Consider the following 12,820-nt stretch of genomic DNA (forward strand, 5'->3'; position numbering starts at 1 on the left):
CTCCCGTGCAGGGTCAGTGGTTGAGGATGACGATCACGGCGCCCCACACCGTCAGCAGGACGTTGCCGACGGCGTACGGAATCGTGTAACCGAGGGTGGGGATCTGCGACTTGGAGGTCTCGTTGACGGCGCCGATCGCCGCCGTGGTGGTCTGGCCGCCCGCCAGGACGCCCATCAGGACGGGGAACCGGATCTTCTGGACGTAGTGGCCGACGAGGAACCCCACGATCAGCGGGACCACGGTGGCGACCGCGCCGAAGACCAGCAGCCCCCAGCCGGCCGTGGAGAGTCCGCTGGTGAAGCTCGGACCGGCGTTGATGCCGACGACGGCGACGAAGAGGCAGAGGCCGAGGGTGTCCATGAACCACTGGGCGCCCGGCGGCACGTTCCCGTACGTCGGGTACTTCCCGCGGATCCACCCGAAGACCAGGCCCATGATCAGCCCGCCGCCCGAGGTGGAGAGCGAGATCGGCACCCCGCCCGCCGTCAGCGCCGGGATGCCGATGCAGCCGCCGAGGAAGATGCCGAGCCCCACCCAGATCATGTCGGTGGCGAAGCTCGTCGGCACCGGCTTACCGAGCGCCTTCGCGGCCGGAGTGACCAGGCGCTCCGGGCCGGTGAGGATCAGGGTGTCGCCGCGCTCCAGGGGAGTGGAGAGCCGGTAGGGGAACTCCGCGCCCGCCCGGTACAGCTTGTCGATGTAGACGCCGACCATGAACGGCTCCCGGCGCACCTCCGCGACCGTCCGCCCGAGGTGCGCCTTCTGCGAGGCGACGACGTGCAGCGTCTCCGTGCGGTAGCCGAGCAGCTCGACGTCGTCGGCCTCGGCGCCGATGTGCGTACGGGGGTCGAAGTCGACCAGGTCGCCGCGGATCGCGCTGACCGCGACGGTGTCGCCGAGGCGGAGCGTACGGGACTGGTCGTGCTCCAGGACCGTCCCGTCCCGGCGGACGCCGGTGAGGTAGACGCGGCGGCCCAGCCCCTTCTGCTGGTCCTCGAAGTCCGCCACCGAACGGCCCACCAGGTCGGGGCGGTCCACGCGGTAGGCGCGCAGCACCACCTCGTAGTAGCCCGCCCCCTCGTCCGGGCTCTCGTCCGGCGCGTCCAGCTCGGCGGCGAGCTCGGCGCTCTCCTTCGCCAGGTCCCTGCGGTACAGCTTGGGCAGGACGTTGGCCAGGAGCATCGCGCAGAGGATGGTGCCGAGCGGGTACGTCACCGCGTAGCCGACGGCCACCAGGTTCTCCTGGTTCTTCGCCTCGTCGGCCGACAGGCCCGGCAGCGTACCGATGGCGTCCTGCGCGACCCCGATCGCGGCCGACTGGGTGAGGGCCCCGCTCATCAGGCCGGCGCCGAGCCCGGGACCGTAACCGAGCAGGCTCGCGAAGAGCCAGGAGACCAGCAGCCCGGTCACACAGACCACGACGGCGTTGACGACCTGCGGAAGGCCGTCCTTCTTGAGCCCCCGGAAGAACTGCGGGCCGACCCGGTAGCCGAGGGCGAACAGGAACATGATGAAGAACAGGTTCTTCACCGTGTCGTCGATCTCGACCTTGAACTGGGCGCCCAGCACCAGCCCCGCCACCAGACACCCCGTCACCGCGCCCAGCGCGATCGCCCGGTACCGGATCCTGCCGAGCAGGAAGCCGAGCGCGATGACGAGGAAGACGAGCAGTTCGGGGTGGGGCTGGAAGATGTTCCGGTTGAGGAAGTCGATCATGTCCAGCCCCTCTCAGGCTCCCAGTACGCCGACGAGGATCGGCCCGGTCAGCGGCAGCAGGAAGTTGGAGAGCGTGTACGTGATCGTGTAGCCGAGGAGCGGTACGGAGCTCTGGGCCACCTGGGTGATGGAGGTGATCGCCGGGGTCGAGCACTGCTGTCCGGCGATGGCACCGATCAGCAGCGGCTTCTCGATCTTCAGCAGCTTCCGCCCGACGATGAGGGAGATCGTCGCGGGCACCAGGACCATGGCGATCCCGGCGAACGGCAGCAGCGCCCCGTACTCCTTGAGCAGCGGCCAGGCCTGCGGGCCCGCCGCCAGTCCCGTACAGGCGATGAAGACGGCCAGGCCCATGTCCTTGAGCGTGGCCGCGGCCTGCGGCGGGAAGGCGCCGAAGGTCTGCTTGCGGGAGCGGAACCAGCCGAAGACGAGACCGGAGATCAGGCAGCCGCCACCCGTGCCGAGCGACATCGGGACGTCCCCGAGCTTGACCACGATCTGGCCGAGCAGGGAGCCGGCGACGATGCCGAAGCCGATGTAGACGAAGTCGGTGGAGTCGTTCTTGACCACCGCGCCGATCTTGGCGACCAGCTTGTTCAGCCCGCCGCGCGCGCCCACCAGGGTGAGGACGTCACCGCGCTGGAGGACGGTCTCGCCGCTGGCGGGGAGGTGCTGGTCGTTGCGGAGGACGTCGGTGATGTAGACGCCGTCCTTGCGGAACTCCGGGTGGTTCTTCTCCAGCCGGTCGATGGTCGAACCGGCGGTCGCCTTCTCGGTGACGGCGACCTGGCTGGTGGCCAGCGGGGTGTCGAGCCCCGGGATGGCCGGGGTCTCCGGGCCGATCTCCCGGCCCGCCTCGATGATCGCCGAGCGCCGGCCGACGACCTGGACCAGGTCGCTGAGGGTCAGCTCCAGTTTGGGGGAGGGCGTCAGCAGCTTGCTGCCGCGCTTGATGCCCTCGACGGTGATGTGGCCGCCGAGCCCGGACTCCAGGTCGCCGACGGTACGTCCGTCGGCCAGCGTCACCAGGTAGGTGCGGCCGACCATGCCGGGCAGCGCCTCTCGCTCGTCGGCCTCCAGGCCCGCCCGGCCGCCGCGCATCTTCTCCCACAGCTCGCGCGAGGCGTCGGCCAGGTTGATGCGGAGCAGCATCGGCATGATCTGGCTGGTGTAGAGGACGATGGTGATCAGGCCGAACAGGTAGCAGACCGTGTAGGCGGTCGCCACGTGCCCTTGGTACTGGGTGATCTGCTCGGAGGGCAGATCGCTGAGCTTGCCGATCGCCTCGGTGGCCGTACCCACGACGGCGGACTCGGTGGCCGCCCCCGCCAGGATTCCGGCCGCCGTGCCGACGTCCAGGTCGAAGGCCTTGGCGAGCCCGTAGGCGATACCGAGGACACAGACCAGTTCGATCAGGCAGAGCGCGAAGAAGCGCAGGCTGGAGCGGTTGAGGTTGGCGAAGAACTGAGGCCCGGCCATGTAGCCGAGCGAGAAGATGAACAGCGCGAAGAAGACGGTTTTGACGTCGTCGTCGACGCTGACGTGCCGGGTGCCGATCAGCAGCGACACGATCAGCGTGCCGCAGATACCGCCGAGCGTGATCGGGCCGACGCGGAGCTTGCCGACCAGGTAGCCGGCGGCGAGACAGAAGAAGAGGGCCAGTTCGGGATGGTCGCGCAGTACGCCCATCCCGGGTCACTCATCCGGTCCGGTGTCAGGGACACGCATGATCAAAGGGGACATAAGGGCGAAATTAACAGGGGTGGTCCCTCCCGGCACTTCGTCCGGCTCCGGCCGGCCCCGTTCACCTCTCGACGGGTGGACGGGTCCGACCGCCTCGCGTGACGCGGTGGACATCCTTCGGCAACGGAATCGTCTTCAACTCTTGACACCCACCCCCTTGAGGCAGGAACCTTCCGGCATCGGCGCATGGGAGCGCTCCCACGAATACGGGGAGGGGATCCCGCGCGCTTCCTTTCCGTAGGACGACTCCGTCCTTCCGCAGGACTTCCCCGTCCTTCCCGGAGGACGTCCCCGCACCAAGGAGCAGTGGAATGCGCATCACCCGCAGCGTTGCCGGTCGACGCCTGAGAACCGCGATCGTGGCCACCACGGGCCTGACGGTCACCGCCCTGCTGCTCACCGGCTGCGGCGGCTCGTCCGACTCGGGCAGCAAGGGAGCCGACGCCGACGGCAACATCACGCTGACCGTGGCCGACTTCGGCCAGTTCGGGTACAAGGAGGCCGGGCTCTTCGAGAAGTACCACGAGCTCAACCCGAAGATCACGGTCAAGGAGGACACCACCGCCGAGGAGAAGAACTACTACCCGAAGCTGCTCCAGCAGCTGAACTCGGGCAGCGGCCTCGCCGACGTCCACGGCATCGAGGTCGGCCGGATCAAGGAGATCGTCGACACCAAGGCGGACTCCTTCGCCGACCTCTCCAAGGTGATCGACGTCGACGAGTGGGTCTCCTGGAAGGCCAAGCAGGCCACCGCCCCCAGCGGCGCGGTGATCGGCGCGGGCACCGACATCGGCCCCATGTCCCTCTGCTACAACCGCGAGCTGTTCGAGAAGGCCGGACTGCCCACCGACCGCGCCGAGGTCGCCGAGCGGACGGCCGGCGGCTGGGAGGACTTCCTGGCGCTCGGCGAGGAGTACAAGAAGAAGGCGCCGAAGGGCACGTACTTCATGGACTCCGCCAGCGCCATGTTCAACGCGGTCGTCAGCTCCAGCCCCGAGCAGTACTACGACGCGAGCGGCAAGCCGGTCTACAAGGAGAGCGCCAGCGTCCAGAAAGGCTGGGACCTGGCCGCCGAGGCCGCGTCCAAGAAGCTGACGCAGGGCCTGGCCCAGTTCGAGGACCAGTGGCAGGCGGCCCTGCGCAAGAGCACCGTCGCCACCGTCGTCTGCCCCGCCTGGATGGCCGGCCAGATCTCCACCTACGCCGGTGACGCCAACAAGGGCAAGTGGGACATCACCAGCGCCCCCGGCGAGACCTCCGCCAACTGGGGCGGCTCCTTCCTCGCCGTACCGAAGTCCGGCAAGAACGTCGACGAGGCCACCAAGCTGGTGAAGTGGCTGACCGCGCCCGAGCAGCAGGCCGCCGTCTTCAAGGCGATCGGGGTCTTCCCGTCCAACCAGGGCGCCTACGAGCTGCCGGACGTGAAGAGCGCCACCCTGCCGTACTTCAACGACGCCCCCATCGGCCAGATCTACGCGGACGGGGCGAAGTCCATCCCCGAGGCGGTGCTCGGTCCGAAGGACGGCGTGATCAAGGACTCGATCTCCACGCAGATCAACAACATGGAGCAGCGCGGGACGAAGCCGGACGCGGCCTGGGACGTCGCGGTCCGCACGATCGACAAGGCGATCGGCTGACCTGACCGGGCCTGACCTGATCCGGCCCGCCCCGGACCGGCCTGACGCGGCCCGGCCACGCGCGGCGCGGCCTGGCTCGGCGCCTCGCGGTGCGGCCTGACCCCGGCACCGTGCGGACCCGGCGCCGGGGCGGGCGGGCGACTCCTGCCAACGCCCGCCCGCCCCGCCTGCCCCGCCCGGTCCTCGCCGTGCCGGCCCACCCCCGCCCGCCCCGGCCGCGCACCCCGCTCCTCCATACATCCCGCCCGCCCGTCCCCCTGCGGCGGAGCGCCCCCAGGGAAGGACTCCCGCCCGTGGCAACCTCGACCCCCACCCGGGACGCGTACACACCACCGCCCCGCGAACCGCAGAAGGAACCACCGTCCGAGCGGCGGCAGTTGTGGCGCAGCCGGCTGTGGCGGTTCGACGACAAGGCCTCCCCGTACGCGTACATCGCGCCGTTCTTCCTGGTCTTCGGCGCCTTCGGCCTCTACCCGCTCCTCTACACCGGCTGGATCGCCCTGCACCGGGTCTCGATGACCGGCCTGGACAGTATGGAGTGGGTGGGCTGGGAGAACTTCGACAAGATCCTGCACGACCCGGAGTTCTGGACCTCGGTCAGCAACACCTTCCTGATCGGCGTCATCTCGACCGTCCCGCAGCTCCTGATGGCCCTCGGCCTCGCCCATCTGCTCAACTACCGCCTGCGTGCGAGCACGTTCTGGCGGACGATCATCCTCACGCCGTACGCGACCTCCGTCGCCTCGGCCGCCCTCGTCTTCGCCCTGGTCTTCCGCGCGGACGGCGGACTGCTCAACTGGACGCTCGGCCTCGTCGGCTTCGACCCGGTCAACTGGGCGAACGGGCACTGGACTTCCAAGCTCGCCATCTCCGTCATCGTGATCTGGCGCTGGACCGGCTACAACGCGCTGATCTACCTCGCCGCCATGCAGGCGGTCCCCAACGACCTCTACGAAGCGGCCTCGTTGGACGGCGCGTCGCGCTGGCAGCAGTTCCGCAAGGTGACCATCCCCTCGCTGCGGCCGACGATCCTGTTCACGATCGTCATCTCGACGATCGGCTCCATGCAGTTGTTCGGTGAGCCGCTGCTCCTGGAGGGCGGCGCGATGGGCGCCACCGGCGGCAACGAGAACCAGTACGAGACGCTCAGCATCTACCTCTACAACTACGGCTGGAACCTCGGCCATCTCGGTCCGGCCGCCGCCGTGGCCTGGGCGATGCTCGCGCTCCTGCTCCTCATCGCGGCCGTCAACTGGCTCGTCGGCCGCTACGTCGTCCGCACGTCCGACTCCGCGGTCCGAACGGGAGCGACCCGATGACCATGACCAGCCCCACACCCACCGCACCCGTGAAGCTCACGCCGACGGCACCGAAGAGCGGCGGCCCGGCCCGCCCCAGCCGTTTCAGGATGGGCGCCGGCCAGCAGATGAAGGGCGGCCCGTTCGCGTACATCGCGCTCGCCGTCGTCGGCTTCGGTTCGCTGCTGCCGCTGTACTGGACCCTGGTGGCGGCCTCCCGCACCCAGGACGAAGTCCTCGCCTCCACCCCGCCGTTCCTGCCCGGCGGCAAGCTGCTGGAGAACGTCTCCACGGCCTGGGAGCAGGCCAACCTCGGCAAGGCGATCGTCAACAGCATCATCGTCTCGTCGTCCATCACGGCCGCGACGCTCTTCTTCTGCACGCTCGCCGGATACGCCTTCGCCAAGATGCGTTTCCGGGGCCGGGGCTGGCTGATGACCGCCGTCATCGCCACGCTCACGATCCCGCCGCAGCTCAGCGTGGTCCCGCTCTTCATGATGATGTCCGGCCTCGGCTGGGGCGGGCAGCTCGAATCGGTGATCTTCCCGACGCTGGTGAGCGCGTTCGGCGTGTTCTTCATGCGCCAGTACCTGATCGAGGCGCTGCCGTACGAGCTGATCGAGGCGGCCAAGATCGACGGGGCGAACAACTTCCGCATCGTGGTGAGTGTGGTGCTGCCGGTGGCCCGCCCCGCGATGATGGTGCTCGGCATGCTCACCTTCGTCCAGGCGTGGAACGACTTCTTCTGGCCCTACCTCGCCCTCAACCAGCAGAACCCGACCCTTCAGGTGGCGCTCGGCCAGCTCAGCGCCTCGTACACCCCCGACCAGTCCATCGTCATGGCGGGCGCGCTGATCAGCACGCTGCCGCTGCTGGCGGTGTTCGTCCTCTTCGGCAAGAAGATCGTGGGCGGGATCATGTCGGGCGCGGTCAAGGGCTGACGCCCCGCGCGGGGCGGCCGGCCCCCGGCCGCCCCGCCCGCCCCTCCACCCCATCCTTCTCCTCCACTACCCCTATGGGAGCGCTCCCGCATGACCGTCGTACGATCCGAAACCGCCCCGCGGCAGGCCCCGGCCGCCCCCGCCCCCTTCCCGACCGGCTTCGTCTGGGGCGCCGCCACCGCCGCGTACCAGGTGGAGGGGGCGGCCGCCGAGAACGGCCGTACCCCCTCCATCTGGGACACCTTCAGCCACACCCCCGGCAAGGTCCTGAACGGCGACACCGGGGACGTGGCCGCCGACCACTTCCACCGCTACCGGGACGACGTGGCGCTGATGAAGCGCCTCGGCCTCAAGGCGTACCGCTTCTCCGTCTCCTGGTCCCGCGTCCAGCCCACCGGCCGCGGCCCCGCCGTCGAACGCGGCCTGGACTTCTACCGCTCGCTCGTCGACGAACTGCTGGCGGCCGGCATCACGCCCGTCGCCACGCTCTACCACTGGGACCTGCCCCAGGAGCTGGAGGACGCGGGCGGCTGGCCCGAGCGCGCGACGGCCGAACGGTTCGCCGAGTACGCGGCCATCATGGCCCGCGCGCTCGGCGACCGGGTCGGGATGTGGACGACGCTCAACGAGCCCTGGTGCACGGCTTTCCTCGGTTACGGCTCCGGGGTCCACGCCCCCGGCCGCACCGAGCCGGCCGCCGCGCTGCGGGCCGCCCACCACCTCAACCTGGCCCACGGCCGGGCGACCGAGGCGCTGCGCGCCCACCTCCCCGCCGCCGCGCAGACCTCGGTCACCCTCAACCTCCACCAGGTGCGCCCGCTGACCGCCAGCACGGCGGACGCGGACGCGGCGCGCCGGATCGACGCGGTGGGCAACCGGATCTTCACGGGCCCGATGCTGAAGGGCGCGTACCCGGAAGACCTTCTGACCGACACCGAACGCATCGTCAACTGGCCGGAGTTGATCCGCGACGGGGACCTCGCCGCCATCGCCGCTCCGATCGACGTGCTCGGCGTCAACTACTACACGCCCACGATCGTCTCCACGCCCCCCGACGGCGCCGGGGACACCCGCGACGACGGCCACGGCAGCAGCGACCACTCCCCGTGGCCGGGCTCGGAGCACGTCGCCTTCCACCTCGCGGAGGGCAAGCCGCGTACGGCCATGAACTGGTCGGTCGACCCGAACGGCCTCCACGCCCTCCTCATGGACGTCGCCCGCGAGAACCCGGGCCTGCCGCTGATGGTCACCGAGAACGGCGCGGCCTTCGAGGACGCCGTCGACGCGGACGGCCAGGTCCACGACCCGGAGCGGATCGCCTACCTGCACGGCCATCTCGCCGCCGTACAGCGGGCGGTGGCCGACGGCGCCGACGTACGCGGCTACTTCCTCTGGTCGCTGATGGACAACTTCGAGTGGGGGTACGGCTATGCGAAGCGGTTCGGCGCGGTGCACATCGACTACGCGACCCAGCGCCGCACGCCGAAGGCGAGCGCGCACTGGTACAGCGAGGTGATCGCACGCCACGGACTGCCGCCGGAGGCGTGACGCCGTGACGGCCGTGGGCCCGGTAGCGGCAGACCGGGCCCCACGCCTCCCTCCGGTCTTGGGAGCGCTCCCAATACACTATCCGTACGCTCGTCGGAGTGATCGATCCAGGACTTGGATTGACTGTACGGCTGTGAGAAATTGACCGGGAACGGGGAGGCAGCCATGGCGGCAGCGCGAGTACGGAACGGCGGGCGGCCCACGCTCGAAGAGGTGGCGGCCCGAGCAGGAGTCGGCCGCGGCACCGCCTCCCGCGTCATCAACGGCTCGCCCCGGGTCAGCGAAGCGACCCGCGAGGCGGTCGAGGCGGCCGTCGCCGAGCTCGGCTACGTCCCCAACCGCGCGGCCCGCGCACTCGCCGGCAACCGCACCGACGCCATCGCGCTGGTGGTCCCGGAGCCGGAGACCCGCTTCTTCGCCGAACCGTACTTCTCCGCCATAGTGCGCGGCGTAGGAGCGGCCCTCGCCGACACCGACATGCAGCTCCTCCTCACCCTGGCGGGCAACGACCGCGAGCGCCGCCGGCTGGCCCAGTACCTCACCGCGCACCGGGTCGACGGGGTCCTGCTGGTCGCGGTGCACGCGGACGACCCGCTGCCGGAGCTGCTGGAACAGCTAGGGATGCCGTGCGTGATCAGCGGTGCCCGGCACGCGGCCGAACCGCTGGCCTCGGTCGACTCGGACAACTTCGAGGGCGCGCGGGCCGCCGTGGACCACCTGATCTCCCGGGGCCGCCGCCAGATCGCCACGATCACCGGCCGCCTGGAGGTCTACGGAGCCCAGCGCCGCCTGGACGGCTACCGCGCCGCGCTCGCCGCCGCGGGCCTGCCCCCGGACGAACGCCTCATCGCCCCCGCCGACTTCACCGAGGAGGGCGGCGCCCGCGCCATGCGCGAACTCCTGGCCCGCCGCCCCCACCTGGACGCGGTCTTCGCCGCCTCCGACGTGATGGCGGCCGGCGCCCGCCAGGTCCTCCGCGAGGCGGACCGCCGCATCCCCGACGACGTGGCCCTGATCGGCTTCGACGACTCGGTGGTCGCCCGCCACATGCACCCGGCCCTCACCAGCGTGCGCCAGCCCATCGAGGAGATGGGCCGCAGGATGGCCGAACTGCTGCTGGAGGAGATCGCGGGACGGGTGGGGGAGGAGCGGCCGACGGTGGTGCTTCCCACCGAGCTGGTGGTCCGCGACTCCTCGTGACGGCCCCCGCGGCACGTCGTCGCGGTAGCCGGGCCTCCGGATTTCACAAGTTCTTCACGCGCCTCCGATCCGAGGGCTAATGTTCGCTGCGTACGACGACTGTGTGACGCACCACACACGTCACATAGCGGGCTGCCGGGTGCGTTCCGAGCGGCTGTGCATCTGGGGGGCCTCGTGCACGAGATGGTCAAGGGCGCCAACGTCGGTCTCACGGCGCTGAGCGAGAACGTCGGCTCGGTGGTGGTGGGCCTGGGCTGGAGCAGTGCTACGGGGGAGGGCGACGCGGACGTCTCCGTCCTCCTGCTCGACGGCAACGGCAAGGTCCGCAGCGACGACGACTTCTGCTTCTACAACAACCCCGTGGCCGGCGGCGGCAGCGTGCAGCTACTTGGCAAGACACCCACGGCCGACGGCAGCGAGGACCGGATCAGCTTCGATCTGGACGCCGTGCCGCAAGAGGTCGACAAGGTGGTCGTCGCCGCCAGCCGCTACGGCGGATCCCGCTTCGGCGAGCTGCACGACCTCCGCCTCACCCTCGCGGACGGCTCGGGCGACGGCCTGGTCCGGTTCGCCGTCGAGGAGGCCGAGGAGGTCAGCGCGGTGATCTTCGGCGAGCTCTACCGGCGGTCGGGGGAGTGGAAGTTCCGGGCCGTCGGCCAGGGGTACGCGTCGGGGCTCGCCGGACTGGCGACCGACTACGGCGTCGACATCGACGACGACGCGGCGGAGGAGACGCCGGAGCCGGATCAGGAGCCGGAGCAGGCACAGGAGCCGGTACGGGAACCCGCCGAAGCGCAGGCGCCGTCGCAGTCCGCCGCCCCGGTCGTCCAGGCCACCGGCGCCCGCGCCGACGACGCGGCCACGGTCCCGGCACCGGCCCCGGTTGCCGCGCCCAAGCCCGCACGCCGCCCCCGTACGGCGAAGAAGAAGGTCACGCTCCCCCGTACGACCAGGAAGAGCCTCGCCGACAACGAGTCCTGGCGCTCCGCCCGGCTGTTCCCCGTGTCGGCTCTCAGGAGCGACCGGGAGCGCGAGACGCGGGCCACCTCGGTCGTCCTGGCGGTGATGGCGCAGGTGCCGGAGTTCGGCCGCCGCCTCACCGCCGGGTTCGGCGCCCCGGCCGGGCGGATGGAGACGTACACCGAGGTGACCCTGCCGCACGGCGAGGCGCCTCGGCGTCCGGACGGGGTGGTCCGGGTCGAGCGGGCGGGCAAGCTGTGGACGGCGCTCGTCGAGACCAAGACCAACGGGAACGCGCTCAAGCCCGACCAGGTGCAGGCGTACATGGACATCGCCGCCCGCCGGGGCTACGAAGCGGTGATCACGCTCTCCAACGACGTGGTGCTCGAAGGCAGCCCGCTCGTCGATGTGCGGATCGACGGCCGGCGCAAGCACAAGGTAACCCTGTGGCACCTGTCCTGGGCCGAGGTCGTGCACCAGGCGCAGATGCTGATCCGCCACGAGGGCGTCGGCAACGCCGTCCACGCCTGGCTGCTCCAAGAGCTCCTGCACTACCTCCAGCACGAGAACTCCGGCTGCCACGGCTTCCAGAACATGGGGGCGGCCTGGGTCCCGGTCCGCCGGGGCATCGACGAGGAGACCCTGTGCCAGGGCGACGCCCGGGCCCTGGAGGTCATCGAGAACTGGGAGCGCCTGGTCCGCCAGGTCTGCCTGCGCCTCGGCGGGGAGCTGGGACAGAAGATCCTGCCGGTCCAGCGCACCCGGCGCGGCTCCGACCCGCGGACCCGCCGCACCGAGCTCGCCGACCACCTCTGCGAGCAAGGGCGGCTGAACGCCGAGATCCGGATCGAGGGCACCCCGGGCGTCCTGGCCATCACAGCAGACCTGCGCACCGGCAGGCTCCGTACGTCGATCGAGATCCCGTCCGCCGAGCCGGGCTACCCCCTCAGCCGGGTCAAGCGGCTGATCCGGCGACTGGCCGGGGCCCCCGCCGACCTGCACATCGAGACGCTCGTCGACGGCGAGGGCACCGGGCCGCGCGGCACGCTGGAGCGGCTGCGTCCGGAACCCGCCGACATCGTGCCCAAGGACGGGGCACAGATCACCGGATTCCGGCTCTCCCTGTTCAAGACCATGGGCAACGGCCGGGGCAGCGCCGAGACCGGCTTCATCCGCAGCGTCGACGAGGCGGTGGACCGCTTCCACGCCCAGGTCGTCGCCCAGGTGGAGGCCCCGGCCCGCCGCTCCCGGAGCGAGGAGCCGGCCGGCTGACCGGAGGAGCGGCCGACGGTGGTGCTTCGCACGGAACTGGCGGTCCGGGATTCCTCGTAAGGTTTCGTAGGGCAGGCCGGGAAGCCTGAGCACCGGATTCCAGGGCAGAAAACTCACCATGCACGGGGAACAGGACATCTTTCAGCTCACAGAACCCGTCGACGGGGCCCTCGTGCTCGCGGTCGTCGGTGAGGTCGACGTGGACGACACGGAAGCGGCCTACGAGATGGCGAACCGGTTCTGCTCCGGCGACCAGCGCCTGTCGGTGGTCGATCTGAGCCGGACCACGTTCCTCAGCTCCGACTTCCTCAACGTCCTGCTCCGGCTGTACCACCACCACAGGGACCACGGACGGCGGCTGATCCTCGTCCTGCCTCGGGGCGCGGCGCTCACCCCGCTCCAGGTGACCGGGCTGGACGCGGTCTTCACCACCGCTCCCGATCTGGATTCCGCCCTGGCTCTGTGACGGGGCCGTCCACGGTTCGTCCCGGGTGGCGACGCCCG

The 12,820-nt window shown here is 70.5% G+C and carries 9 protein-coding genes; 7 read left to right on the forward strand and 2 right to left on the reverse strand.

The annotated features are described in order from the left end of the window. Positions 1 to 13: 13 nt before the first annotated feature. Complete coding sequence (gene aspT, locus ACFWRT_RS05910; RefSeq protein ID WP_380951376.1) at positions 14 to 1,717, reverse strand: aspartate-alanine antiporter; 1,704 nt, start codon at positions 1,715 to 1,717, stop codon at positions 14 to 16. Positions 1,718 to 1,729: 12 nt separating this feature from the next. Further along, entirely contained in the window at positions 1,730 to 3,406 is a 1,677-nt protein-coding gene (gene aspT / locus ACFWRT_RS05915; protein WP_380951377.1) for an aspartate-alanine antiporter, read from the reverse strand. Positions 3,407 to 3,771: 365 nt separating this feature from the next. Between aspT (ACFWRT_RS05915) and ACFWRT_RS05920 the strand changes: the two genes are divergently transcribed. The 7 genes from ACFWRT_RS05920 (at position 3,772) to ACFWRT_RS05950 (ending at position 12,782) form a co-directional block, all read left to right on the forward strand. Then, entirely contained in the window at positions 3,772 to 5,097 is a 1,326-nt protein-coding gene (locus ACFWRT_RS05920; RefSeq protein WP_380951378.1) for an ABC transporter substrate-binding protein, read from the forward strand. 293 nt (positions 5,098 to 5,390) lie between these two features. Continuing rightward, on the forward strand, positions 5,391 to 6,416 hold the full coding sequence (locus tag ACFWRT_RS05925) for a carbohydrate ABC transporter permease (protein WP_380951379.1): 1,026 nt from the start codon (positions 5,391 to 5,393) through the stop codon (positions 6,414 to 6,416). Then, positions 6,413 to 7,336, forward strand: coding sequence for a carbohydrate ABC transporter permease (locus ACFWRT_RS05930; RefSeq protein WP_380951380.1), 924 nt, complete (start codon positions 6,413 to 6,415; stop codon positions 7,334 to 7,336). The genes ACFWRT_RS05925 and ACFWRT_RS05930 overlap by 4 nt, the downstream gene beginning before the upstream one ends. Positions 7,337 to 7,426: 90 nt before the next feature. Beyond that, positions 7,427 to 8,884 carry a GH1 family beta-glucosidase gene (locus tag ACFWRT_RS05935; protein WP_380951381.1) on the forward strand — a complete coding sequence of 486 codons (1,458 nt, stop codon included), beginning with the start codon at positions 7,427 to 7,429 and terminating at the stop codon, positions 8,882 to 8,884. 165 nt (positions 8,885 to 9,049) lie between these two features. Continuing rightward, on the forward strand, positions 9,050 to 10,084 hold the full coding sequence (locus ACFWRT_RS05940; protein WP_380951382.1) for a LacI family DNA-binding transcriptional regulator: 1,035 nt from the start codon (positions 9,050 to 9,052) through the stop codon (positions 10,082 to 10,084). Between the two features lie 183 nt (positions 10,085 to 10,267). After that, entirely contained in the window at positions 10,268 to 12,316 is a 2,049-nt protein-coding gene (locus tag ACFWRT_RS05945) for a TerD family protein (RefSeq protein WP_380951433.1), read from the forward strand. A gap of 118 nt (positions 12,317 to 12,434) precedes the next feature. After that, positions 12,435 to 12,782, forward strand: coding sequence for an STAS domain-containing protein (locus ACFWRT_RS05950; RefSeq protein WP_380951383.1), 348 nt, complete (start codon positions 12,435 to 12,437; stop codon positions 12,780 to 12,782). Positions 12,783 to 12,820: the final 38 nt, after the last annotated feature.

It is taken from the genome of Streptomyces cyaneofuscatus (assembly GCF_042718795.1).
In the GTDB taxonomy this organism is placed as follows: domain Bacteria; phylum Actinomycetota; class Actinomycetes; order Streptomycetales; family Streptomycetaceae; genus Streptomyces; species Streptomyces cyaneofuscatus_A.